General features: G+C 32.3%; 23 protein-coding genes. 13 read left to right on the top strand and 10 right to left on the bottom strand.

Annotation, left to right across the window (positions count from 1 at the left end):
- Positions 1-62 precede the first annotated feature (62 nt).
- Positions 63-506 (bottom strand): single-stranded DNA-binding protein, encoded by a 444-nt coding sequence (gene ssb, locus AAGD19_RS05455; RefSeq protein ID WP_341747467.1) that lies wholly within the window; start codon positions 504-506, stop codon positions 63-65.
- 101 nt (positions 507-607) lie between these two features.
- On the opposite strand from ssb, the gene uvrA reads away from it, so the two are divergent.
- Positions 608-3,475, top strand: a complete 2,868-nt coding sequence (gene uvrA / locus AAGD19_RS05460) for an excinuclease ABC subunit UvrA (RefSeq protein ID WP_341747468.1) — start codon at positions 608-610, stop codon at positions 3,473-3,475.
- Positions 3,476-3,700: 225 nt separating this feature from the next.
- Here uvrA and AAGD19_RS05465 read toward each other — a convergent pair whose 3' ends face one another.
- The 6 genes from AAGD19_RS05465 to AAGD19_RS05490 form a co-directional block, all read right to left on the bottom strand.
- On the bottom strand, positions 3,701-5,074 hold the full coding sequence (locus AAGD19_RS05465) for an AAA family ATPase (protein ID WP_341748475.1): 1,374 nt from the start codon (positions 5,072-5,074) through the stop codon (positions 3,701-3,703).
- Between the two features lie 55 nt (positions 5,075-5,129).
- Positions 5,130-6,113, bottom strand: coding sequence for a transposase (locus AAGD19_RS05470; protein WP_341747233.1), 984 nt, complete (start codon positions 6,111-6,113; stop codon positions 5,130-5,132).
- Positions 6,114-6,191: 78 nt separating this feature from the next.
- Positions 6,192-6,626 (bottom strand): AAA family ATPase, encoded by a 435-nt coding sequence (locus AAGD19_RS05475; RefSeq protein ID WP_341747469.1) that lies wholly within the window; start codon positions 6,624-6,626, stop codon positions 6,192-6,194.
- 216 nt (positions 6,627-6,842) lie between these two features.
- On the bottom strand, positions 6,843-8,927 hold the full coding sequence (locus AAGD19_RS05480; RefSeq protein ID WP_341747470.1) for a tetratricopeptide repeat protein: 2,085 nt from the start codon (positions 8,925-8,927) through the stop codon (positions 6,843-6,845).
- 81 nt (positions 8,928-9,008) lie between these two features.
- Positions 9,009-9,161 (bottom strand): hypothetical protein, encoded by a 153-nt coding sequence (locus tag AAGD19_RS05485; RefSeq protein ID WP_341747471.1) that lies wholly within the window; start codon positions 9,159-9,161, stop codon positions 9,009-9,011.
- 336 nt (positions 9,162-9,497) lie between these two features.
- The gene (locus tag AAGD19_RS05490) at positions 9,498-10,100 is read right to left on the bottom strand and encodes a hypothetical protein (protein ID WP_341747472.1); all 603 of its coding nucleotides are present in this window, start codon (positions 10,098-10,100) and stop codon (positions 9,498-9,500) included.
- Positions 10,101-10,154: 54 nt separating this feature from the next.
- On the opposite strand from AAGD19_RS05490, the gene AAGD19_RS05495 reads away from it, so the two are divergent.
- The 7 genes from AAGD19_RS05495 to AAGD19_RS05525 are packed head-to-tail and all read left to right on the top strand — an operon-like array spanning position 10,155 to position 14,902.
- Positions 10,155-10,547 (top strand): IS630 transposase-related protein, encoded by a 393-nt coding sequence (locus AAGD19_RS05495; protein ID WP_341747473.1) that lies wholly within the window; start codon positions 10,155-10,157, stop codon positions 10,545-10,547.
- A complete protein-coding gene (locus AAGD19_RS05500) occupies positions 10,457-10,942 on the top strand; it encodes an IS630 family transposase (RefSeq protein ID WP_341748476.1) in 486 nt (161 codons plus the stop codon). Before AAGD19_RS05495 ends, AAGD19_RS05500 begins: the two co-directional genes overlap by 91 nt.
- A 55-nt stretch (positions 10,943-10,997) precedes the next feature.
- Complete coding sequence (locus AAGD19_RS05505; protein WP_341747474.1) at positions 10,998-12,449, top strand: IS4 family transposase; 1,452 nt, start codon at positions 10,998-11,000, stop codon at positions 12,447-12,449.
- Positions 12,440-13,396 (top strand): Mu transposase domain-containing protein, encoded by a 957-nt coding sequence (locus AAGD19_RS05510; protein WP_341747475.1) that lies wholly within the window; start codon positions 12,440-12,442, stop codon positions 13,394-13,396. Before AAGD19_RS05505 ends, AAGD19_RS05510 begins: the two co-directional genes overlap by 10 nt.
- A 50-nt stretch (positions 13,397-13,446) precedes the next feature.
- The gene (locus tag AAGD19_RS05515) at positions 13,447-14,430 is read left to right on the top strand and encodes a transposase (RefSeq protein ID WP_341747233.1); all 984 of its coding nucleotides are present in this window, start codon (positions 13,447-13,449) and stop codon (positions 14,428-14,430) included.
- A gap of 3 nt (positions 14,431-14,433) precedes the next feature.
- Positions 14,434-14,760 (top strand): hypothetical protein, encoded by a 327-nt coding sequence (locus AAGD19_RS05520; protein WP_341747476.1) that lies wholly within the window; start codon positions 14,434-14,436, stop codon positions 14,758-14,760.
- Positions 14,681-14,902, top strand: coding sequence for a hypothetical protein (locus AAGD19_RS05525; protein WP_341747477.1), 222 nt, complete (start codon positions 14,681-14,683; stop codon positions 14,900-14,902). The genes AAGD19_RS05520 and AAGD19_RS05525 overlap by 80 nt, the downstream gene beginning before the upstream one ends.
- 37 nt (positions 14,903-14,939) lie before the next feature.
- Here AAGD19_RS05525 and AAGD19_RS05530 read toward each other — a convergent pair whose 3' ends face one another.
- The 3 genes from AAGD19_RS05530 to AAGD19_RS05540 form a co-directional block, all read right to left on the bottom strand.
- Positions 14,940-15,539: a PD-(D/E)XK nuclease family transposase gene (locus AAGD19_RS05530; protein ID WP_341747478.1), complete on the bottom strand. Its 600-nt coding sequence runs from the start codon at positions 15,537-15,539 to the stop codon at positions 14,940-14,942.
- 216 nt (positions 15,540-15,755) lie between these two features.
- Positions 15,756-18,119, bottom strand: coding sequence for a glycosyltransferase (locus AAGD19_RS05535; protein WP_341747479.1), 2,364 nt, complete (start codon positions 18,117-18,119; stop codon positions 15,756-15,758).
- Positions 18,116-19,030 (bottom strand): NAD-dependent epimerase/dehydratase family protein, encoded by a 915-nt coding sequence (locus AAGD19_RS05540; RefSeq protein ID WP_341747480.1) that lies wholly within the window; start codon positions 19,028-19,030, stop codon positions 18,116-18,118. The genes AAGD19_RS05535 and AAGD19_RS05540 overlap by 4 nt, the downstream gene beginning before the upstream one ends.
- Before the next feature lie 89 nt (positions 19,031-19,119).
- Between AAGD19_RS05540 and AAGD19_RS05545 the strand changes: the two genes are divergently transcribed.
- The 5 genes from AAGD19_RS05545 to aspS all read left to right on the top strand — a co-directional run bounded on the left by AAGD19_RS05545 (position 19,120) and on the right by aspS (position 25,753).
- Positions 19,120-20,262, top strand: coding sequence for a glycosyltransferase family 4 protein (locus tag AAGD19_RS05545; protein WP_341747481.1), 1,143 nt, complete (start codon positions 19,120-19,122; stop codon positions 20,260-20,262).
- Positions 20,263-20,437: 175 nt separating this feature from the next.
- Positions 20,438-21,316, top strand: coding sequence for an IS982 family transposase (locus tag AAGD19_RS05550; protein WP_341747213.1), 879 nt, complete (start codon positions 20,438-20,440; stop codon positions 21,314-21,316).
- On the top strand, positions 21,300-21,677 hold the full coding sequence (locus tag AAGD19_RS05555) for a hypothetical protein (RefSeq protein WP_341747482.1): 378 nt from the start codon (positions 21,300-21,302) through the stop codon (positions 21,675-21,677). The genes AAGD19_RS05550 and AAGD19_RS05555 overlap by 17 nt, the downstream gene beginning before the upstream one ends.
- A gap of 131 nt (positions 21,678-21,808) precedes the next feature.
- Positions 21,809-23,782, top strand: a complete 1,974-nt coding sequence (locus tag AAGD19_RS05560) for a UvrD-helicase domain-containing protein (RefSeq protein ID WP_341747483.1) — start codon at positions 21,809-21,811, stop codon at positions 23,780-23,782.
- 156 nt (positions 23,783-23,938) lie between these two features.
- Entirely contained in the window at positions 23,939-25,753 is a 1,815-nt protein-coding gene (gene aspS / locus AAGD19_RS05565) for an aspartate--tRNA ligase (protein ID WP_341747484.1), read from the top strand.
- Positions 25,754-25,757: the final 4 nt, after the last annotated feature.

A 25,757-nucleotide genomic window follows, 5' to 3' on the forward strand; every position in this document is an offset into this window, starting at 1 on the left:
TTTCGCAATGACGTTGTGTTGTTCTCCCTACAACTTTTAAATGCCATATGTAAGGTGGTCAGTTAAAAAGGTATTTCATCATCTAGATCACTATGGTCAAAATTAGTAACCATATTTTTTGGTCCAACAGAATCTGGTGCTTGAGTACCCCCCCCTTTAGAATCCAACAATATAAATTGTGAGTTAAAATTTTGTAGTACTATTTCTGTTGTATATTTTTCTTGACCAAGGTTATCCACCCATTTTCTAGTTTGTAAATTACCTTCTAAATAAACTTTAGTGCCTTTCTTGGCATAATTCTTTACAACAGACACCAAACCTTCGTTAAATACTACTATTCTATGCCATTCGGTTTTTTCTTTCTTTTCTCCAGTAACACGGTCTTTCCAAGTTTCAGAAGTAGCGATACTGAAATTTGCTATCTCTTTACCATCAGCCGTGTGCCTAATTTCTGGATCACGCCCTAAATTACCTATTAATACTGCCTTATTTAAACTACCAGCCACAGATCATTACCTATTTAAAAATTACTATTGCAATAGTAATTCAAAACAACCTATAATGCTACAAGTTTTTTGATAAGTTCCTTAAAAATTTATAACAAATTATGATACAAGAATATATTAAAGTTCGTGGTGCTAAGGAGCATAATTTAAAAAATGTAAATGTTGATATTCCAAGAAATAAGTTTGTAGTAATTACAGGGCTTAGTGGTTCTGGTAAATCTTCACTAGCTTTTGATACTATTTATGCTGAAGGACAACGTAGATATGTTGAAAGTCTATCTTCCTATGCTAGGCAGTTCTTGCATCTTCAGGATAAGCCTGATGTTGAGTCAGTCTCTGGGTTGTCGCCGGCAATAGCTATTGATCAAAAAACTACATCTAAAAATCCACGCTCTACAGTTGGTACTATAACTGAGATTTATGATTATTTGAGATTACTATATGCACGGGTAGGAGTGCCATATTCGCCAGCAACGGGTTTACCAATAAAGAATCAGACTATATCGGAGATGATAGATGCTATTCGTGACCTTCCTAAGGGAAGTAAATTATACATTTTAGCACCCATTATAAGAGGGCAGAAAGGTGAATTCAGACGTGAAATGCTTGATCTTAAAAAACAGGGTTTTGGGCGATTATTTATTAACAATGAAATTTATGAGATCGATAATCTTCCAAAATTTGATAAGAATAAAAAACATAATATTGAAGTAATTGTTGATAGGATTTCTCTAGAAGATGATTTAGGTAACAGGCTGGCAGATAGTTTAGAAATAGCTCTTAAAATAGCAGATGGTATAGTATATATTGAAATTGTTGACTTGCCAAATGGATTAGAAACCAACCTTACTAAAGGTTCAAAAATCATTTTCTCAGAAAAATATTCTTGTCCAGTTTCTGGTTTTCAAATTACTGAAATAGAACCAAGAATTTTTTCCTTTAATAGCCCATTTGGTGCTTGTCCTAAATGTGAGGGTATCGGCACAGAATTGTGTCTTGATAAAGAATTAATTGTTCCAGATAAAAGAATTAGTATTAAAGATGGAGCTATAGCACCTTGGGGGAAAATATCCTCAAAGTTTTTTTTAGAAACATTAAAAGCTTTAGCGAGTCATTACGAATTTTCATTAGACACTCCTTTTGTAGAACTACCAAATATTGTACAGCAAGTATTATTCCATGGATCAGGTGACGATGTTATAAAATTTCAATATCATGATGGTTCTAAATCTCAGGTGGTACAGCAACCTTTTGCTGGAATAATACCTAGTTTACAAGAAAAGGAGCGTAAGGCTGATTCTTCCTTAGTAAAAGAAGAATTATTAAAATATAAATCAGAGTACAAATGCACATCTTGTGAAGGTTATAGACTAAAAATGGAGTCTCTTTGTATTAAAATCGCTGATATGCATATTGGACAAGTATCTACCATGAGTATTTTACAACTACAGAAATGGTTTAATCAATTAGACAAACAGCTCAATAAAAGACAAATGACTATTGCTGAACGTATATTAAAGGAAATCAAAGAAAGATTACAATTTCTTATGAATGTTGGTCTTGATTATCTTGCCTTGTCTAGAGAATCAGGAACTCTGTCTGGTGGAGAAAGTCAGCGTATTCGCTTGGCATCACAAATTGGTTCAGGTCTTAGTGGTGTGTTGTATGTACTTGATGAACCCTCAATTGGTTTGCATCAACGTGATAATGCTAGATTAATAGAAACTCTAAAGAATCTTCGAGACCTTGGTAATACAGTGCTTGTTGTTGAGCATGATGAAGAAACAATGTACGAATCGGATCACATCATAGATGTCGGACCAGGTGCTGGTATTCACGGTGGACATATAATAGCACAAGGAACAATTGAGGAAATTAAACAATGTCCCAATAGTATAACGGGTAGCTATTTAAGCGGTAAACAATCTATTGAAGTACCAACAAATACTAGAGTATCACCTGCGGGTAAGGTAATAGCATTAACTGGGGCTATTTCTAATAATTTACAGGATGTTAACATTACAATTCCTCTGAGCAGTTTTACAGCAATAACAGGGGTATCAGGTAGCGGTAAATCAAGTTTAATAATTCACACTTTATATAAAGCAGCTTTAAAATTTTTAGAACCCTCTTCAAAACACTCTCCAGGAGAATATAAGTCAATTAAAGGTCTTGAATATATTGATAAGGTTATTGATATAAACCAATCACCAATAGGTCGCACACCAAGATCAAATCCAGCAACTTATACTGGTGCGTTTACCCATATTAGAGACTGGTTTGCTGAACTACCAACTGCAAAAGCACGGGGTTATAAAGTTGGTAGGTTTTCATTCAATGTTAAAGGTGGAAGATGTGAATTATGCCAAGGTGATGGTCTGATTAAAATAGAAATGCATTTTTTACCTGATATTTATGTAAAATGTGATGTTTGTAATGGAGACAGGTATAATAGAGAAACCCTTGAAGTTAAATATAAGGATAAATCTATAGCTGATGTTCTTAGGATGACAGTTGAGGATGCAATGAGTTTCTTTGCTAAAGTACCCCTAATTTACGAAAAACTTGTTACTTTAAATGAGGTAGGACTTGGTTATATAAAAATTGGACAATCTGCTACCACTTTGTCTGGAGGCGAAGCACAAAGAATAAAGTTAGCTAAAGAGTTATCAAAACGCTCAACCGGTAAAACTTTATATATACTTGATGAACCAACAACAGGGTTGCACATAGATGATATTAATAAATTGCTTAAAGTGCTGCATAAGTTAGTTGATATGGGTAATACTGTTATAGTTATTGAGCATAACCTAGATGTTATCAAAACAGCAGATTATATTATAGATGTTGGTCCTGAAGGTGGAGATAAAGGCGGTAGAATAGTAGCTACCGGCACTCCAAAGGATATCGCTGCTTGTAGTGAGAGCTATACTGGACAATATTTAAAGCATTATCTAGACCAGTGTTAAGGTAGCTACGATGAGCTGCCACTTTCATTAGCTAAGATTATTAGCCATAATAGATTAAAATGCATTCGTGCCAGTCGCTTCAAGAATGCATTTTTTTGATATTCTAGTCAGTTTTAACGCATTCGTAAAATGCACTACAATTGAAGAATGGTGGGGCGTAGTGGACAATTTCAAAACCACGATAGACGTAAAATTATTAGTTATTCAAACGCTTAGGGTCTATTACTAAAGCTCTGTAACTTGGTATTGTAACTCCATATTCTTACCGCAAAAAGCTATAGAAAGTTTAATGATTTTTTTGACATGAGAATATTCTTTTATCTTAGTGTCATATTGTTTATCTATAATTTGATTCAATCCTATTTTAGCAACGGATGCTAAATCTTTTTTATTTTTAGCGATCTTATACTCAATAATAATGGCATTATTTTCTTTGCCTGTTTTTGGGATCATCATAATATCAGCTCGTCCACTGCCGGACTCTTGTTCACTGGTTATGATGTAGGCAAAAGATAACATGTTAACAAGTCCTAGCATAAAGCCACTATAAAATAATTCTGCTTTTCTCTCTCCTGTCTGATGGAAACTGGTAGAATTTTGTAATAATTCTTGTAACCGTTTTTTAAATTCCTCTATTTTACCTGCTGGTAGCAAGCTAATAAATGAATAATATCTTGAACTATCAATTTTTAACTGATCGGTCACCCATTGCAGCATCCTTGCTTTATATATGTATCTTACTTCTCGATTTGGTGCTGACAATTCATATATATTTTCTTCTGAATTTTGAACTGTAGGATTTAAATAACCGCTGAATAGTAATAAACTAAGTAATCCTACTGGTTTATTGATATCAGCAAAACTTATTTGTTTGGTAATAGGTGAAATAATGATTTTGCCCGCAGCTAAGCTCTGTAAATCTTCCTGCATTTCATCTGATAATAATACTTTATCTATCAAACCTGTCCCACCACTATCAAGCCAATAATGATCTAGCTTACCTTTGTGTGCTAAACATTGCATTATTGACCATGGATTGTAAATGACCTCTCCACCAAAGGTGTAACCATTATACCAATCTTTAATCTTCTCTGGATCAGTATTAGTTGACACCTTGGTTAATAATTCATCCACTTCTGCTTGGGTAAAACCATAGAACTTAGAAAAATCATCATCCAGTAAAGTATATTCACTCACATTATTTAAATCGGAAAACAAATTAGCCTTAGCAACCCGTAAAATGCCAGTTATTACTCCTTTTTCTACACAAGTGTTACCTTTTAGGCTGCTGCCAAACATGCTACGAAATAATTCAAGCACTTGTTCAAACTCTTTTGATTTATCACCAAATTTAATATAGGAACTATTAATCGGTGTATCATATTCATCGATCAATATATAAACTTTTTGATTAAAATGTTTATATAATAGTTCACTTAAAAAGCCTAGATTATCTTTAAGATCTTCTTTATCAAATTTTCCTGTAAAATATCGGTTTAATTTTTCCTTTTGTACGTCATCCAGTAAATTTGTATCTTCTGCTATATAATGCTTTAAATAACGATGTTTTCCAAATAACTTAGTAACTTGATTCTTTATTCCGCTCTCAACGTCTTGGTAATTGCTACCCTTTACATCTTTAAAACTTCAAAACTTACGCTATGTAAGGTTCTAAATAGCGTAAAGAGGGTGAACGTAACTGCTGTTGCATATAATGATCTAAAAGCCCTAACTTTATTTGATAAACCGTCTTACCTATTTTGTGTGCAGTTCTTTTTAGAAAAGCCCACACTAAAAATGCACAACTAATGTGATTACGCTGGATGCGTTGTTTTCTGCATTGGCATCGTTCTATACCGGTAAGTTGCTTGATTTCTCTATGCATGCTCTCAATTACCCAACGAAAGCCACACTCATCTTGTACGGCTTTAGAAGATTTTTGAGTTTTGTTATTGGTAACAATATAATCAACTCTGTTGGTAGAAACAGTAAGTTTAAACAAATTAACATGCTTATCTTTTGCAAAGCCCTTTATATGAATCTCCACTCCGCTCTTAATTTCCTCATCTGAAAACGTTAACTTGCTAACAGCTTTATAAGGCTTAGAAGAGGAAGTTTTAGTAACGTTTCTATTTGCTTTAATAGGAGCATAATAATATTTACCCAAGGAATCAACATGTTGCATAATTTTATGCGTAGCATACCATGTGTCAAAAAGCACAGTTTGAAAAGGAATCTTTTTGCTATACACAGCATTATTTAACATATTTAATAGGTGTTCTACTTTTGTCGCTCCATCATGTTCGGGCGAAAAAATTCGGTAATCTATTACCCAAAACTTATTAATATCCGGATTATAATATACCAAACTTACTACTCCTATACCAGTAGTAATACCACCTGTAGCCCCACTGTACTGTGATCTAGCAATTTCTATTTTCTTGGTATTTCTTTTATTTAACACCGTATCATCAAATATTGTATATCCGTTAGGCGATAAAATAACATCATCCTTAATATGTTCCCATAACAAAGAAGGTGTATATTTTTCATTTTTTAAAAATCTATTAATAACATCATGGCTACATTTTTTGGCATGTTCAGCATAGTAGGTCAAACTATAATTCTTTTGACTCACTATTAGAAATTGACAGTAATCTGTCCTATTAACTGGTATTGCTTGCAATTTTATCCTCTTGGCATTTGTAAATTATACTCAACATAATGTACCATTTTTTTTCTCATAGCGTAAGTTTTGACTTATAGAAATAACTGGAAATTGACCTTGACGTTTCATGCTACTGGTTATATTGGTAATTTTTAATGCCTTTAATTCTTTAGTTTCATCAAAACCTAAATCCACTATACCCCCAAGGAATAATTTGTTATTTACCTTCTGTTCAGGTGGTAAAGGTGTACCTTTTCCGTCCACTTCAATTTCAAAGAATTTACGAAGCATATCTATATTCAAGCTCTTGCCCCATCGCCGTGGTCTAGTGATTAATATAACATCACCACTATCTTCTATTATGTCTTTAACAAGTAGACTCTTATCAACAAAGACATCACTGTTTAATAATAATTTCTTAAAATCATCAGTACCTACTAACATCCTTGGCTGATAATCATTCTTAAAGTTTTCTTCTTTCATATTTTTTATCTATTACATCGATTTTTATAATTTAATTCTTTTTAATATCAGTTTGAAGTTTTTGCTGAACGTCTATCTATACCAATAATCCATGGTATTGCCATAATTTCCCATATAGCCTTCATATTCCGTATTATACGGCTCAAGATATTCCTTTTCTTTTGTCCAACAAATCTCATCCTCCCCAATGTATAATGGCCTGAAAAAGCAACACATTTAAGGTGCTATTAAATTTCCTTCACCAGCTAATTTAATTTCACTCTCTATAACATTAGATATGCCTGGCGTAGTAATTGTTGTAATGTTATCTTGCATTGACACTAAAGATTCGTCTATATTTCCTTTTCCTTCTAATTCTTTAGATTTGATATATGCACTGATCTTCGTGTGCCCTTTTTCGGTAGCCAAATCCAATGATGTCTTATCATTATTGTCTGTAGCATTAATATTTACCCCTTTTTCTTCTACTAGCCATTTAACTACTTCTAATTGACCTTGCTCAGCAGCCGAGAGTAGAGTTACATTAACATGCTCAAAACCGTAATGCTTTTCTTGTATCATTAAAGCTCTTTCCAGTAACTCTTTTTGTTTCTGGGGATTACCTAAAATCCCATAAGTGTTACCTAGGCTTGTCAGTGTGCTAGCTACCTCAAAATGGTCAGAACCGTAATGCTTCTCTTGTATTAATAAAGCTCTTTCCAATGACTCCTTTTGTTTCTGTGGATCTCCTAAAGTGCTGTACCCATCACTTATCCATATTAACAAATATTCAAGGTAATCTGTTTCTATCTCTTGTTTTGTAGGCTGTTCTTTTAGTTGATTATCTATGTGTAATAAAAATTTTTCTAAATGTAATAAAAGCTGCCGTTTTTTAGCACAATCTTCTAACGTATCACTACCATAAGGAAAATATTCTTTCAATATTGTGAAAGTTTTTGTAAAAATCTCCTCCTCTTTTCCTTGTTCTTTTAAATCTAATCTTATTACTTGCTGTACTAATCTATGTATGTTTGACGTACCAGCTTTTATCCCTATCATTGAATACTGCTTTAGCAGATGAATAATAGCTCTTAAATTAACCTCATCTGTTAGCTCTAAAAACATTTTATTAGGGATATCTTCCGGAGCAAGATAAGCCATAATATTTAATATTTCTAAAGCCTTTTCTCCATGTTTTGTTTGCTTTATCTTATCAAAGGTGATTTTCCAGGTGGTAAAAGTTGTTTTGCTATATAAATCATAACTATCATCTGGAAATTCATAATCAAGTAGCTCTTTTGTTTTTTTCTCATATTCTTTTAAATAATCATTAATCTTATATGTTTCTTCCGGCTCTATATTCTTTAATTCTTCATCTGCTTGTCTAATATAGCCTACTGCTTGTTGTAGGGCTAATGGAAAATATTGTAAAGTCTCCACCAGTTTTGCTATACCTATATCTTGTACGTCATTATTAATGTTTAGTGACTTTTTAATAAATTCTATAGCTTCTTCTTTGCTAAATAAACCTAATGATAATACTTTAATGCTATTTCCCCATTGCTGATTGCGAGAGGTAATAATAATATAAGGTTTATTAGCATCAGGAGGCAATTGCGGTAAAAATTCATCAATACCTTGTCCTTCTTTTGTGGTTTTATATTTATCAGCGTTATCAAAGATAAAAAGACTTTTTCTTTTCGATGAAACCTTATATATTTCTCTAGTAATAGATTTTATATCTTTATTTTGACCATCTACATCCTTTGCACTTATCTTTAACTCTTGAGCTAAGTCACGAAATGAAATCTCAAGATTTTCAGCATTTATCCATATAACATTATTATCAGGGAAATCTTCTTTATATTGTTGAGCATATTTTCTAGATAACTCACTTTTACCTATCCCACCTAATCCACTAATAGAGGTAATTTGTGATATTACTGTTATTTGCTTTGTATCCACACTACGTTTTACAAATTCATACAAGTCTTCTAGTTCCTTTGTTCTGCCGGTAAATGATTCCACTGGCTCACTTACTTTAAACCAAATTGGTTCTTTTGCTTGGCTAGTTTCTTGTGAGATAACACTTTTATGAATTTCATCTATTTTTACACTAGATGTTTCTTGTTGTGTTCTTATACTGATTTGCAAACCTTTTATTTCTTTATGCTTTTCGTCACGATCTTGCCTAGCTTGTTGAAAATGTTCTCTGTTTTCTTCCTGTGCTTCGGTTAATGATGTGGTTATTTTATCAATATCTTCTTCTAAGTCCGTAAGTCTTCCTTTTGTAAGTTTCCCTTCATGTATAAAATTTTTCATTTTTACTATAATCTGTGCTATATCCGCAGTATCTGAGTTTTCCACCTTCTGTTGTATAGTATCTACTTGTCGCTGCATTACCTATCTATCTTGTTGGTTAATTTTAACATTGCACCTTATTTCAGTTCTCAACTTTTGTATTCCATCTTGAAGCTCTTTAAGCTGCGTCCCATGTACATCACTTACCTCTATACTATCAATTCTGACCTGTTGACCATCGTCTTTTTGAAACATTTTAATATTCTCCCACTTTATGTATTCGTTTGTCGATAATTAATCTCTTCAATCTCATCGGGTTTATGTTTACTATAACTTTAAAAACTTTTAGATTTTCGCTAGTGTGACCTCTAGCTTCTTCATACCTGTCTTTACATTGCAAAATATAGGTTTAACCCTACTAATAAGCTTTTCGCTAAATAATCAAGAAGTTGCAATATCACTATTACTACCACCGCTAAGCGATACATCATCACAATCCTCTATTGTTGCTAGCGGAACAGTTTTTGTACTTGTTACTGTTGCCACAACATCACTTGATGCAATATTATCCTCTACATCTATTTCTTCATCCTAACATCCTAGTATATCTGATAATACTATTTTTATCAGACTATAAACTTTCTTACCGACTATTGTATATGATTTTACAGTTAACGTATAGCTAGTTGGTATTGCAATCAATTGCTTTATCACTTCATCTTCTTGCTTTTCTGTATTATTACTACTCACTTGACCTTTACTAATAACCCATAAAATTTTTAGTGCATCTACACAACCTAAAATTTGTTGTGGGGTTTTATAGGTTTCTGCATCTATATTAAACATAAACTTATTTTTAACAGTTTGTATTATGCTTGCTTGTTGCCAGTCATGTAGTTCTTGGTTATCTGAGTTAATATCTTGAATTGCCTTTGCTTTCTTCAAAGTAACCTCTGCTGCTACTTTTTTAAGTATACTTTGTCTATCATCAGGGTTTAAATTAATACTTTTTAATAGTACTGCTTTCTCTTTTATTTTATTCCCTTCACGTAATTCAGCAGCACCACTTACCACACTAGCTAAGACGCTTCCTGCTTTAGGTATTAACCTTATTGGTGCTGTAGCAGCTTTAACTACAAGTTTACTAGAATCTATAGCTATATGACCTCCTCCACAAATTATAGCAGTTAACATATAGTTAGATATTAGTTATAATAATAGATAATAAAAAAATTATATAATAGAAATATGCCGTTACCATACAGTTATGATTTACGTTCTAGAGTTATAGAACATTATGAAAAACATAAAAAAATAGCATTTACATGCGAGACCTTTAAAATTAGTCGGTCAATGCTCTATGTATGGATTAGATTAAAGAAACAAACTGGAGATATAAAGGCAAAAGAAGGATACCAGAAAGGGTATGGTCATAAAATCCCTGATTTATTAGCGTTTGGTAATTTAATAAAAGAAGATAACTCTTTAACGCTTACAGAGATAGCAAAAAAACTAGATAATACTGTAAGTATAATGACTATCAGTCGTGCATTAAAGAAACTCAATATTACTCGAAAAAAAAGACATATGCGTATAAAGAAAGAGATGAAGGAAAGCGACAAGATTTTCTCAGTGAATTAGAAAAAGTGCCGATAGAGAAACGAGTTTATCTTGATGAAGCTGGCATGAATGATAATGAATCATATGAATATGGATGGTCAATGAAAGGAAGTCGTTGTAATGGAAGTAAATCTGGGAGACGTAGTGAAAGAACAAGTTTTATTGGTGCGTTAAATCGGAATAGTTTAATCGCATCACTAGTCTTTACAGGGAGCTGTGATAGTAAGGTGTTTGAAACTTATATAGAAAATTGTCTTGTGCCGGAGCTAAAGCCTGGACAGGTTGTCATTGCTGATAATGCAAGCTTTCACAAATCCAAAAGGGCTAAAGAATTAATCGAAAAAGCTGGCAGTAAACTAAAATTCTTACCGTCTTATTCCCCTGATTTAAATCCTTACTTTTACCCACAAATATAAAATTAAGTATAAAATAATATTGAATTATATACTTAAAATATAAGAAGGGGAAAGAATGAGGCATATACAAGCATTATCTAATGCTTACAACTTAGGTGATAAGTGGTTAGAAAGGGAATTTAGGCATGTTAACTTTGGAGATCAAAGACTTATAAAAAGGCTTATTAAAACTAGCTCACTTATAGAAAGCAAAGCTTCTGGTTCAATAAATCAAAGTTGCAGAAGTTGGAAAGAGGCTAAAGGAGCGTATAGATTATTTAGCAATAAAAAATTTGATCCAGCGGGAATTTATCATTCACATTATAAAGAAACACAAGAAAGGATTAAAGGTAATGAGTTTGTATTTTCAGTTCAGGATACAACATACCTAGATTTTGATTCTCATATTAAAACTAAAGGACTCGGTAGCGTCTCAAAGTCTTATACAAAACATAAAATGGGGCTGATTGTGCATAGTGCCTTGATGTTTACAGTGGAAGGATTACCTTTAGGATTATCTTCTCAACAATGTTGGGCTCGTGCTATACGTGAAGAAACTGCACAAGAGAAATCAAGAAGAAAATATATCTCTTCTAGTGAAGATAAAGAAAGTTATAAGTGGATAGCAGCACTTAAGGACACTATGCATATTATACCTAAAGACACTAAAGTTATAACTATTGGTGACAGAGAAGCAGATATCTTTGAACTATTATGGTCGTGTCAAGAAAAGGGTAGTTTGTTTATTGTTCGTAATAGACAAAATAGAAAATTTATTTCTACAGAGGGAAGAAAAACAAATTTGCAAACCCATATAAATCAGATATCAGCAAAGAAAGAAATAGTAATTCAAGTTCCAAAAAAGAACAATGAAGCAGCAAGAATGGCAAATATTGAAATAAAATATATGTCTGGTTTAATACCAATTAGAACCCTTTCATTATATGGTTCAAAAAATACTGAACACAAAATCAGTGATAAAGTAGTGCTCTATGTTGTAAGAGCTAAAGAAAAATTCCCCCCTAAAGGAGTGGAAGCAATTGATTGTCTCTTGCTAACTAATGTTCCTGTCAGTAATTTTGAAGATGCGATTGAAAGGATAAATTGGTATAAGTTAAGATGGAGAATTGAAGAATATTTTAGAGTTCTAAAATCTGGATGTAAAATAGAAAATTCTCGTTTAGCTACAAAAGAAAGACTAGAAAAATTAATTGCCATAAAAAGCATCATTGCATTTAAAATTTTATATTTATCAAAAGTAGCAATATCTCATCCGCAAGAAGTGTGTACTAAGATTTTAACTTCACAAGAATGGCAAGCTCTTTATATTCGAGAGCATAAAACTATTTTTATACCTGAAGAACCTCCAACTATGAAACAAGCTATTATTTGGCTTGGTAAATTAGGAGGATTTATGAATAGAAAAAATGATAAATTACCAGGAACTATGACATTATGGAGGGGCTACGAAAATCTTACAGAAAGTATCGAAATATTATCTATATTTCTTTCCCAAAATTGTGGGTAAAAGTAAGAGTTAAAGCTGCGAGAATAAAGCTATGCTATAGTCGTTATTCTTTGGTAGTAGTTTATCCTAATGAACAGCTGGAAATGTTTATGGATGCCCATGAACAAGCTTTTAAGTTTTTTGCTGGTTGCTGTAAGAATGGTATTTATGACAATATGAAGACAGCTGTTAAGAAAATACTTATCGGTAAAGATCGCATTTTTAACGAGAAGTTTGTCCAAATGGCCTCTCACCACTTATTTGAGCCACTTGCCTGTACTCCAGCATCGGGATGGGAGAAAGGACAGGTTGAGAAACAAGTAGGAGACACTAGGCGTAACTTTTTTACTCCAATATTGAAAGGAGATAGTTATGAAGCTATTAACATTCAGCTAAGAGAAATGTCTATAGAGTGGGCTAAAACTAAGAGACATCCTAAGTTTACAAAAAAAACGATTCTAGAAATATATGAGGAAGAGAAGGCATATTTAATAGGATATAGAGGGCAGTTTACCGGTTATAGATTACATCCAACTACCGTATCATCTTTGAGTTTAATACAATACGACAGCAATATGTATAGTGTTCCGTGTGAATATGTGGGACTTAGTGTACAGATTAAATCCTATGCTTGGCAGATAGTAATTTTACATGAAAGCAAGATTATTGCAGAACATGTTCGTTGTTTTAAACGCTATCAGAAAATTTATAATCCATGGCACTATATAACAGCTCCATTACGTAAACCTGCTGCTTTACGTAATGGAGCACCATTCAAAGAGTTAATGAGTTTACTACCAGCAACATTTAGTAAGGTGCGAAGTAAGTTAGAATTCTACAAAGATGGTGATAAACAATTTATAGATATTTTATTGCTTGTCAATAAGCACGGATTAGACAAAACTTACGCTATGAGAAAAAAAATGGTACATTATGTTGAGTATAATTTACAAATGCCAAGAGGATAAAATTGCAAGCAATACCAGTTAATAGGACAGATTACTGTCAATTTCTAATAGTGAGTCAAAAGAATTATAGTTTGACCTACTATGCTGAACATGCCAAAAAATGTAGCCATGATGTTATTAATAGATTTTTAAAAAATGAAAAATATACACCTTCTTTGTTATGGGAACATATTAAGGATGATGTTATTTTATCGCCTAACGGATATACAATATTTGATGATACGGTGTTAAATAAAAGAAATACCAAGAAAATAGAAATTGCTAGATCACAGTACAGTGGGGCTACAGGTGGTATTACTACTGGTATAGGAGTAGTAAGTTTGGTATATTATAATCCGGATATTAATAAGTTTTGGGTAATAGATTACCGAATTTTTTCGCCCGAACATGATGGAGCGACAAAAGTAGAACACCTATTAAATATGTTAAATAATGCTGTGTATAGCAAAAAGATTCCTTTTCAAACTGTGCTTTTTGACACATGGTATGCTACGCATAAAATTATGCAACATGTTGATTCCTTGGGTAAATATTATTATGCTCCTATTAAAGCAAATAGAAACGTTACTAAAACTTCCTCTTCTAAGCCTTATAAAGCTGTTAGCAAGTTAACGTTTTCAGATGAGGAAATTAAGAGCGGAGTGGAGATTCATATAAAGGGCTTTGCAAAAGATAAGCATGTTAATTTGTTTAAACTTACTGTTTCTACCAACAGAGTTGATTATATTGTTACCAATAACAAAACTCAAAAATCTTCTAAAGCCGTACAAGATGAGTGTGGCTTTCGTTGGGTAATTGAGAGCATGCATAGAGAAATCAAGCAACTTACCGGTATAGAACGATGCCAATGCAGAAAACAACGCATCCAGCGTAATCACATTAGTTGTGCATTTTTAGTGTGGGCTTTTCTAAAAAGAACTGCACACAAAATAGGTAAGACGGTTTATCAAATAAAGTTAGGGCTTTTAGATCATTATATGCAACAGCAGTTACGTTCACCCTCTTTACGCTATTTAGAACCTTACATAGCGTAAGTTTTGGCAAATAGAAACGTTACTAAAACTTCCTCTTCTAAGCCTTATAAAGCTGTTAGCAAGTTAACGTTTTCAGATGAGGAAATTAAGAGCGGAGTGGAGATTCATATAAAGGGCTTTGCAAAAGATAAGCATGTTAATTTGTTTAAACTTACTGTTTCTACCAACAGAGTTGATTATATTGTTACCAATAACAAAACTCAAAAATCTTCTAAAGCCGTACAAGATGAGTGTGGCTTTCGTTGGGTAATTGAGAGCATGCATAGAGAAATCAAGCAACTTACCCGGTATAGAACGATGCCAATGCAGAAAACAACGCATCCAGCGTAATCACATTAGTTGTGCATTTTTAGTGTGGGCTTTTCTAAAAAACCCGAGTTGCCAATTAATTTATAAGAGCAGAGCTAGGTTTTATGAACATTTGAAGTTAATTTGTAACATTAAAACACTTAATAAAAACTATATTTTTTAGAAATATGTTTGTATTAAAAATGTTTTAGTATCGAGCCTCACATGAAACCAGCGTTAAATATAGCTTTTGCCAGTATAATTAATTGGCAACTCGGGTTAAACAAAGGCACTGATATATAAAAATACTCTGGTAGGATGTCAGTAGCATCAAAAACCTCAAAAGTCTCCATGTTCTTAATATGCACATTTAATCTTTCATTAGTTTCTATCTCATGAATAATAGTTTTACCATGGTAAATAGTTCCATTACCATTTCCTATAGGAAAATAGAGTAGGGATATATGAAATATCTTTATTATTTGGGTATAATCTTCTCTTTGAGCAAGGTTATCAACTATGAGTCTTGAGGTGTTAAAGCAGGCCTTATGAATAAAAGAATCCTTAACATTACGCTCGATTTCAATAATGTATTTATGGTGATCTTCGTCTTCTACAATTACATCAGCTAGACTTCTTTTGCTTTTACTATCTTCTTTGTTACTCTCGGTCTCAAGTAAGGCTACTATTTTAACGTCCTTATAACCCTTGGTCTTAAGAAGAGCTGAGATAAAACCTTCTACTATAGCATAATCGCCTTTATCTTTCAGAAGGTACTTAATAGCATAGTCAAAGGAAATTAACGGTTTATCGTTACTCATAATAATTATTTATGTTATTAGTAGTACTCAGTTATACTCAAATGATCCTACGAATTGGATTTGAAAATGAATGGTGAGCATGCTAGGCTATGATATTTTCAAAAAACAATTCGTAGAAGCAGAAGAGTTATTAATATTAAAGCTAATATAGCATAAAATCAATAGTACTACTAGCTTCATTATTAAATTAACCAATGTGGTTGAAGTTAAGCATAGTTAATTCATATGATTATCTTTTATAACTGTCAGCAAAGAGTTTTTTAAAACAAGAGCTTTTTCATTATATTTTTTAATGAAGTCAGGTAGCTTAGAACAGATTATATCAATATTTTGTCGAACCTTTTCTACGGCATTAAATATAGTTAACGGACAGTCAACACGGTTAACCGTTAACATATCACGTAAAAATTCATCATCATAAACATCCGCTGTAGGACCGACTAAACAAGGTACTCCTAAACCTAGGCTTTCTAAAACTATCATAGGGGAACATTCCGAATTAGTAATGTATAAAGTTAAATTAGTATTTGCCATCAATTTTATTAATTCTTTATGTGGTAAATTCTCAGGAAAAACTTTAAGTTCTACATCTTCCATCATCCAAGAAGCATATTTATTGTTATCAAAAGAGAAATTAGTATAACAACAAACTCGATCTTTAAACATACTTATCGCCGCAAATTGAGGGTAGAGATTCTTGATCCATATGTTTGATGTACTCCATATACCAATTTTAAATTTACCAGTTTCTCGGGAAATTATCTTTTTTTCTATCAGCAATGGTATGAAGTTTTGTAATAGATAAGATTGTACACCATTGGCTATAAGAAATTGTTCTAGACCATTTTTTAGAGTGATAATGGATTTAATTTTATGCTGCTTATATAAATTCAACCATTTATAAAAAGTTTGGCAATGACCAATACCTACCCATTGGGCAGGAGAACCATGCCATAAATAGTAGATATTTAAACAATTATCCCCTTTCATTTCATGTAGCTTCTCTACTAATTGAATATGAACATCAAGCCCTCCAGATATAATTAAGTTTTTAATACCTGTCTTTATAAGTAATTTTGCTATTTGAGTAATAACTTTGTCAGGTAAATACGAGTTAATATAACTTATCAAAACGTTGAGTTTTCCCATAGGAAAAGGAATTGTTTTATCAAATAATCCTTTAGTGGAATTAGCAACTCCAGGAAAAATGCTAGGATAAATTACATAAATATCATCCATATCTTTTTGCCCTAGAGGCAGCGGTTCTAGATTTCCGCCGTTGCTGGAATGACATCGATCTTGATTTTGTCCTTGATATTTGATTATAAAATTTTTAAAATTATCATAGTCATTTTTTGAAAAAAAAGAATAGAATATAGTAATTATTCGTCTAACAGACAACTTAACCCAAGAATATTTTAGAAGAAATCGTGCTATTTTCTTAAGAAAGGGTAAGGAAAGGAGTCTTGAGAGTAGTCTATACGTTACAAAGGAAGAATCTTTATTATTAACAAGCTCTATATTTCTTAAAATTTGTTGTTTTGTTTGTAATATCTGTTTTTTGGCATGATTGTTTACTGAGTCTTCTACAAATGAATACCATAAGTTTTGCATTTGAGTTTTATTTGCAAAGATTTCTTGATAAGACAGACAGTTTTGTTGTTTAATCTTTGCTAATAGTTCCCTCTCAACATTTAATTTTTTTATTGCATTTATAAATCCTGTATGATTCCGGTTAATTATAAATTCATGTTGCACCTCAGGTAACACCTCCCTAGCAATACCTACATCTGTAGTGATAATTGCACAACCAAATGCCATAGCTTCAATAATGGTTAGCGGCGTTCCTTCTTGCACAGATGCTATTAGCAAAATGTCTGTTCTTTTTAAAATTTCCCAAATTTCTTGTTTAGAACGTATTCGCTCATTTTTATCCACTATACATCTTTTGATATGAATTCCATCTTTATCAATCTGTTCTAGTGCCGGTATAATTACTGTTTTTAGACCTTTATAATCAGGAGTACTACTATACCAACTTCCCCAAGAACTATTACCAATCCATGTTACAACTAAACTTGCATGATCTTCATCATGACTTGATTCCGCATCATGAATTAGTACATTATCATAAATTACTTGCCAAGGCTTTGGATAATCTATGATATTTGCATAAATATCATATAATCTTTTAGAAGTAGTGTAGTAGTTATCAATAAATTGGAAAGTTGGTAAATTTTTTAATATTTCACTTTCACTTTCAATAAATAGATGATCAGGTATGCTAGTGGTAATAGTAGTATTTACTAATATTTCTCCTGTAGCCTTACTATTACTAGAATTATCTGCTATGCTTCTTAGTAATTCTGTCAGATAGCCACGATAGAAAAAATGTATTAATTTAATAGAAGTATATTGGTTTAATTTGATTAAAAAATCCTTATATGTTTTGTAATCACAGCTGTAAATAATATGACAATCATATTGGTTGCTTAGCAAAGATTGAACATATTGAGCGACGTTATCAAAAGCCCATCCCCTAATATCAGATACTAAAATCAGGGTTTCTTTTGAATTCATAAATTTACACTAAATAGCTCTAATAATCCAGCTTCTAACTCATATACTGGCATATAATTTAAAAGTTGCTGAGCCAATTCTGTGCTGCCAACAGAAATATTTATACTCCCGGTCTGAGTTGGTAGATATTTTATTCCTTTAACAATAGCAATCTTATTAATTAGTTGAATAAGTTCATTTATAGAGTAGGTACGTCCCGTACAAACATTTAGTATAGGGGCTGAGGTACTCGCAATAGACAAGGCTCTAACACACATATTGGTAACATCTGAAACATGTATAAAATCACGACTTTGATTACCATCACCAAAAACAACCAGCTCCTTACCCTCTTCTACTTTCTGTTTAAATATTGATATTACACCAGAGTAATCAGAACCTCTAAGTTGCCCTTTACCATAAACATTAAAAAGGCGTAAACCACAGGTTTTAAGAGATTTAAGCTCACCAAAAACCTTAGCTTGCAGCTCACAGGCTAATTTATCCACTGCATAAGGAGAAAGCGGGTTTACCTTACCATTCTCTTGTAAAGGAAAGTCACTTACTGTGCCATAAACGGCAGCAGATGATGCATATACAACGGGTATATTCTGTTTACTTGCCTGAAGAAATATATTAATAGTTCCTGTTAAATTCACTTGATGATTGTGATACCAATTATCAATTGATTCCTGTACATTTGCTATCGCTGCAAGATGGAAGCAACCATCAATATTTCTAAATAGTTTTTCTAAAATATCTTGATCTAAGATATTCCCTTGAACAAATTCAACATTTTTATTAAACGAATTATTGAAATTACCTGTTGAAAGATCATCTAATATTACAACCTGATTACCTTCTTTTACTAGTAAGTTAACAAGATGTGAGCCGATGAAACCAGCACCTCCAGTAACTAAATAATTTGACATATGCTATTAGTGCAATTAATTTTTATGATATAATTAAGTGGGTATTTGCTCTATAGGTATATTTATAGAATTATTATTAAGAAAAGCAAATGAAAAAAATTATCATTTTTACAAATACAGATTGGCACTTTTATGCCCATCTTCTACCAATTGCTTTAACTGCTAAAATGCAAGGCTATGAAGTTAAAGTGTTAACAAATATTAGTGAATTCAAAGATAAGATAGAACAGCATGGTTTACAAGTAATTCCAATTTCAATAAAGCGTGGAAGTATCAACCCTTTTACTGATTTAGTATTATTAAGCAAGTTAATTAGCATATTAAATAAAGAGAAACCGGATATATTGCATAATTTTACTATAAAACCAATTTTTTATGGGAGTATAACTGCCTTCTTATGCAGTATATGCTCAAAAAAGAAGAGCTTACCACAAGTTATTAACACTTTTGTTGGTATGGGTTTAATTTTTATAAGTAGTAATCTTTTGCTAATATTAGTTAGAAGCATTATCGTTAGAATAATATCCATAATAGGGTATTATAAAAGTATGTTATTTGTTGTACAAAACGATGATGATTTAGCTTTACTGGTAAAATTAGCTATAGCACCCAAAAATTTAATTGTTAAACAATGCAGCGTTGGTATAGAAACTGAAAAGTTTCCTTTTCTTCTAGAACCACTAGGTAGTAAAATAGTGGTGGCATTGGTAGCTAGAATGATTATTGATAAAGGTATATATGAATTTATATATGCTGCAAAAATATTAAAACAAAAAGGTATAAATGCTGATTTTTGGTTAGTTGGTGAACCTGATAAAGATAATAAGCAATCAATAGCACAATCAATATTAGAAGACTATCAAAATCTAGGATATATCAAATATCTTGGTTATCAGAAAAATATAGAAGAAATATGGAAAAAAGCACATATTGCAGTATTACCTTCCTACCGTGAAGGGCTAAGTCGTAGTCTTTTAGAGGCTGGAGCATATGGTAGAGCCATTATTACTACTGATGCCCCAGGTGGTAGAGAATTAATACAAGACCAAATAAACGGATTATTAGTTAAACCGCAAAATACAGAAGATTTAGCAAGAGCTATGGAGCTATTAATCACTATGCCTCTACTTAGAAAACACCTAGGTAAAAAAATTCGACAAGATATTTTAGAAAAATATGATTGCCAATTAATATCCGAGAAGATGGTTAATTTCTACGACTACCCCGAATAAGTATTTATAGTAAAACCTGTAATATTAGGTGACAAGAATATAACAATAATTTCTTAAAGGTTAATGATATTTTTTCTATTTAACCCCAGTTGCCAATTAAATAGGAGAGATGAAAGGTAGATTTTAAAAGGGACATAGGTTATTTTATCTTTTTCAACCAATAACAAAATAACCTATGAAAAAAGATTTTACCGCAATTTACTGTTTTGTCGACGATTTTATAAAGAATTTGGAAAATAATTTGCCTACAATTAATAGTAGTAAATTTAAACCTGGTGTAAGTAATTATTTATCAATAAGCGAAGTATTAACCATATTAATTGGTTACTATGATTCATATTGTGATTGTTTTAAGCATTATTACAAACAAGTAATCTTACATAATTATACAGAAGATTTTAAACTTGTTAGTTATGAACATTTTACTAAATTGATAGGTAGAAGTATGCCTTATTTAGCAATATTACTGAATCATTTGCTTGCTGAATGCACAGGTCTGTCTTTTGTAGATGCTACAGGTATAGCCGTATGTAAGAATTATCGTATAAGTTCACATAAGGTTTTTAAAGGAATAGCGGCAAGAGGAAAAACCACTAAGGGGTGGTTTTATGGACTAAAGTTACATTTAATCATAGATTCCGAAGGTAATCTGATAAAGGTATCTTTCAGCAGTGGTAATAAGGATGATAGGAAAGGACTTAAAGGAATGATATTTGGTATATATGGCAAAGTTTTTGGCGATCGCGGTTATATATCTAAAGAATTATTTGATGATTTGTATGACAAAGGCATCCAACTTATTACTCGGGTTAAAAAGAATATGAAAAATATATTAATCCCTATTATAGATAAGGTTATGTTGCTCAAAAGAACTCTGATAGAAACCGTAATAGGCAAACTTAAATTTCTTGATAAGTTAGAGCATTCTAGACATAGATCAGTTACAAATGCATTTAGTCATATGCTATCCTGCCTAATCAATTATCAGTTGCTAGAAAACAAACCTTCTATCAAAACTTTGCTTCCTATAGAACTTTTTGATATACAAAATTAATTGGCAACTGGGGTTGTTTAATGATCGTTTAGAGAAAGAGATTGATGACTGGCTACATGTCATGAAATATGATAAAGTACCACCAAACTATCATTCGCCTTATATGAGCCAAGTAGCGGATAAGCTTAACATTCTCAAAATGACCAAAGAAGAGAGGGCAAACTACTCCTATTACCAAAAAAAACTTTATAACGATAGAGATGAATTGCAAGCTGCTGAAGCTAGAGGAGAAGCTAGAGAGAAAATTGTTATAGCTAAAAACTTACTTAAAGCTGGATTATCAATTGACGTCATTGCTGAGTCTACTGGTTTGAGTATAGAAGAAATCCAAAAATTAACTCTTGTAGCTAATGAATCTTAAGTGTAGCTTATGGAAATTTTTAAAAATTGAGAATTAGCATAATAAGTTTTTGATGTTTCTGACATCATTATAAACAAAATATCAACCTATCTGACTATAACTCCACTAATCTACAATTGTAGTACTAGATCATGACACAACAAAGTTTCCTAAACTCATTAAATCCTCAACAACTGCTAGCAGTGTCCCATGTACATGGTCCTATTCTTGTGCTTGCTGGAGCAGGGACTGGTAAAACTAAAGTGTTAACGACTAGAATAGCCAACATAATCCAGCAAGGGTTAACTCTACCTCAAAATATTCTAGCAGTTACTTTTACTAATAAAGCTGCTAGAGAAATGCAAGATCGAATCAACAAAATGATTGATTGTTATGGGCTAAATATAGGTACATTTCATTCTATAGCAGCAAGAATTTTGCGTCAGCAAGCAGAACATTTGAATTTTAGCTTGAATAGTAGGTTTACTATTATTAGCCCTGATGATCAACTTAAATTGGTTAAAGATATAGTTAAGCAGAAAAATATAGATACCAAAAAATATGTTCCCAAACTTTTACATATTATTATTTCGTGTTGGAAAGATCAGGGATTATTGCCGTATAAACTTTCTGAATCTGATATTAAGCTACCAATTCATAAAGTGGCTCAATTTGTCTATGACGAATATCAGCAAAATTTACTAGCATCTAATGTAGTAGATTTCGGGGATTTACTACTTTACAATAATGAATTATTTATAAAAAACCCTATAATATTAAAGTATTATCAGGAACAATATAAATATATTCTGATTGATGAGTATCAAGACACTAACGCTGTTCAGTATCTTTGGGCGAGGATGCTGGCAAGTAGCTCAAAAAATATCTGCTGTGTTGGTGATGATGATCAATCTATATATAGTTGGCGGGGTGCAGAAGTCGGTAATATATTACGTTTTGAAAAGGATTTTCCAAATGCTACAATAATAAAATTAGAACAAAATTATAGATCTAGTTCAAAAATTTTATTAGCTGCATCAAGTGTAATTAACCATAATAAGAATCGTCACGGTAAAACATTATGGACTGATAAAAATGATGGAGAAAAAATTAAAATTATATCTTGTTGGAATGATAAAGAAGAAGCAAGATTCGTTGTATCTGAAATTAGCAAGTTAGTTACAGAGGGAAAGTATAATGCAGGATTAGTTGCGATATTAGTTAGAGCAGGTTTCCAAACTAGAGCATTTGAAGAAGTGTTTATTAGTAATGCATTACCATACAAAATTATAGGTGGTCTTAAGTTTTATGAACGAATGGAGATACGTGACTTACTTGCCTATATACGTATCACTTTAAATCATAGTGACAATCTTGCTCTTGAACGCATAATAAATGTTCCAAGGAGAGCAATTGGTAATACCACATTAAAACAAATAAAAGATTATGCGGTTGAACATAATATACCTATTATTGCTGCCATTCGTCAGATGTTACAAGCAGAAATTTTTAAAAATAAAGTCAAAGATAGTCTAAACAAATTTATTAGTAATATCGATAATTGGAGTTTACGATATAGAAATGACCCAGCTATTAATGTCACTAAGTCTTTACTAGAAGAATCAGGTTATCTTGAGATGCTACAAGAAGAAAAAACAGATGAAGCAACTGGCAGAATTGAAAATATTAATGAAATGCTTAGAGCAATCGCGGAATTCGATAATATTCAAGACTTTATAGAACATTCTAGTTTGGTAATGGAAAATGAGGAATTAGAATCAAATTTTGGTGGTTCTGTTAGCATTATGACTCTTCATGCTGCTAAAGGTCTTGAATTTGATCTAGTTTTTCTACCAGGTTGGGAAGAGGGGGTGTTTCCACATCAGCGATCACTAAGAGAGGGGGAAAAAGGTCTAGAAGAAGAGAGGAGAATCGCCTATGTGGGTATTACTAGAGCTAAGAAAGACCTGTATATTACTTATGCAGAAAGTCGTTTTATGTTTTATGAAATAATAAGATACTCTCCTTCTAGATTTCTTGGAGAAATACCAGATAATGTTTGTATTAGAACTTCTTCAACTAAACAACTTAATTATTTAGGTACAAAACACAAAGTTTCTTTTTAATCTTTATAAAATTATTTCATAAATGGTATTAGTGTATTCAAATTTCATGATATATTGTTCTACAAGTTTTAAGAGAAATTTAGCTTGCAAGGATGAAGAAGCTTATTGCTTAATGGAGATATTTTTATATAATTCTTTCATTTTAAGAGATATAGAATGCATAAATACAGGACGCATAATTGTAATGAATTGCGATTAAAGGATGCTGGGCAAAGGGTAAAATTATCCGGCTGGGTACATAGAAGAAGGGATCACGGTAATTTAGTCTTTATTGATCTTAGGGATCATTTTGGTATAAGCCAGTTGGTATTTACTGATCAAAATCCAAGTTTAATGGATGATGCTAGTCGGTTAAGGTATGAATCAGTTATAACTGTTGTAGGTAAAGTGATAGCAAGGAGTGATGAAACAATAAACGACTCGTTAATGACTGGTAAAATTGAAATATTGGCAAGTGAGTTTATAGTTGAGTCTAATGCTGAAAATTTACCATTGTTAGTCAATTCTGATCAACCTGCCCCTGAAGACACTAGACTAAAATATCGCTTCTTAGATCTTAGACGCGAGAAATTACATAATAACATTATGTTAAGATCGCAAGTTATTGCTCACGTGCGGCATCTGATGACACAAAAAGGGTTTACGGAGTTTCAAACACCGATTCTAACGGCTAGTTCACCAGAAGGAGCTAGGGACTTCTTAGTTCCAAGCAGATTACATCCTGGTAAATTTTATGCATTACCACAAGCTCCTCAGCAATTTAAACAATTACTGATGGTATCAGGATTTGATCGCTATTTTCAGATAGCACCTTGTTTTAGAGATGAAGATGCTAGGGCTGATAGGTCACCAGGTGAGTTTTATCAGTTGGATGTAGAGATGTCTTTTGTTACGCAGGAAGAGGTATTTAATACCATTGAGCCGGTAATGTATGAGATATTCAGCAAATTTTCTGATAAAGAAGTATCAAATACACCTTTTGTACAAATTCCATATGAACAAGCAATGTTAAAATATGGTTCTGATAAGCCGGATCTTAGGAATCCACTGATCATTGCAGATGTTACAGAATTATTTAGAGATTCTAACTTTGCTATTTTTAAAGAAAATATAAAAAATGGCTCTGTTGTTAGAGCTGTGCCAGCTCCTAAAGCTTCTGCTTTACCTAGAAGCTTCTTTGACAAAATGGCAGAATTTGCAACTTCCGAGGGAGCAAGCGGGCTTGGTTATATCCAGTTTCTAGAAAATGGACAAGCTAAAGGACCTATTGTTAAATTTCTAACAGATGAGCAATTATTGAATTTAAAGTCTTTAGCGAATCTACAAAATGGTGATGCTGTCTTCTTCTCTAGTGATAAAGCTGATAAAGCATCTAAACTTGCTGGCAAGCTACGAACTAAATTAGGGGAAGAATTAGACCTACTTAAAAAAGATTGTTTTGAGTTTTGTTGGATAACAGATTTCCCATTTTATGAATTAAATGAGCAAACCAAGAAAATAGATTTTAGCCATAATCCGTTTTCTATGCCACAAGGTGGCATGGGAGTGCTAGAATCAGCCAAAACAGTAGATGATTTACTAGCCATCAAAGCATATCAATATGATATTGTTTGTAATGGTATTGAGTTATCTAGTGGAGCAATTAGAAATCATAAACCGGAAATAATGTATAAAGCTTTTGAGATTGCCGGATACTCCCCGGAAGTTGTTGATAAAAAGTTTGGTGGTATGATCAGGGCTTTTAAATTTGGAGCCCCTCCACATGGCGGGATAGCCCCTGGAATAGATAGGATGGTTATGTTATTAACTGATTCAACTAATGTTAGAGAGGTAATAGCTTTCCCACTAAATCAGCAAGCGGAAGATTTATTGATGAATGCTCCTGATTATATTGATGAAAAAGCTTTAAAAGAGCTTAATATTAACTTAGCACCTTCAGTTAGAAATAAATTGTTAACTGAAGGCTCTTAAACAA

It is taken from the genome of Candidatus Tisiphia endosymbiont of Dascillus cervinus, assembly GCF_964026405.1.
Lineage (GTDB): Bacteria > Pseudomonadota > Alphaproteobacteria > Rickettsiales > Rickettsiaceae > Tisiphia.

Excerpts from the sequence above, each read along its gene's own strand:
- AAGD19_RS05485 (WP_341747471.1), bottom strand. The coding sequence starts at position 9,161 with ATGTTTCAAAAAGACGATGGTCAACAGGTCAGAATTGATAGTATAGAG.
- aspS (WP_341747484.1), top strand. The coding sequence starts at position 23,939 with ATGCATAAATACAGGACGCATAATTGTAATGAATTGCGATTAAAGGAT.
- AAGD19_RS05475 (WP_341747469.1), bottom strand. The coding sequence starts at position 6,626 with ATGAAAGAAGAAAACTTTAAGAATGATTATCAGCCAAGGATGTTAGTA.
- AAGD19_RS05505 (WP_341747474.1), top strand. The coding sequence starts at position 10,998 with ATGAGGCATATACAAGCATTATCTAATGCTTACAACTTAGGTGATAAG.
- AAGD19_RS05540 (WP_341747480.1), bottom strand. The coding sequence starts at position 19,030 with ATGTCAAATTATTTAGTTACTGGAGGTGCTGGTTTCATCGGCTCACAT.
- AAGD19_RS05545 (WP_341747481.1), top strand. The coding sequence starts at position 19,120 with ATGAAAAAAATTATCATTTTTACAAATACAGATTGGCACTTTTATGCC.
- AAGD19_RS05535 (WP_341747479.1), bottom strand. The coding sequence starts at position 18,119 with ATGAATTCAAAAGAAACCCTGATTTTAGTATCTGATATTAGGGGATGG.
- uvrA (WP_341747468.1), top strand. The coding sequence starts at position 608 with ATGATACAAGAATATATTAAAGTTCGTGGTGCTAAGGAGCATAATTTA.
- AAGD19_RS05495 (WP_341747473.1), top strand. The coding sequence starts at position 10,155 with ATGCCGTTACCATACAGTTATGATTTACGTTCTAGAGTTATAGAACAT.
- AAGD19_RS05550 (WP_341747213.1), top strand. The coding sequence starts at position 20,438 with ATGAAAAAAGATTTTACCGCAATTTACTGTTTTGTCGACGATTTTATA.
- AAGD19_RS05490 (WP_341747472.1), bottom strand. The coding sequence starts at position 10,100 with ATGTTAACTGCTATAATTTGTGGAGGAGGTCATATAGCTATAGATTCT.
- AAGD19_RS05530 (WP_341747478.1), bottom strand. The coding sequence starts at position 15,539 with ATGAGTAACGATAAACCGTTAATTTCCTTTGACTATGCTATTAAGTAC.
- AAGD19_RS05560 (WP_341747483.1), top strand. The coding sequence starts at position 21,809 with ATGACACAACAAAGTTTCCTAAACTCATTAAATCCTCAACAACTGCTA.
- AAGD19_RS05480 (WP_341747470.1), bottom strand. The coding sequence starts at position 8,927 with ATGAAAAATTTTATACATGAAGGGAAACTTACAAAAGGAAGACTTACG.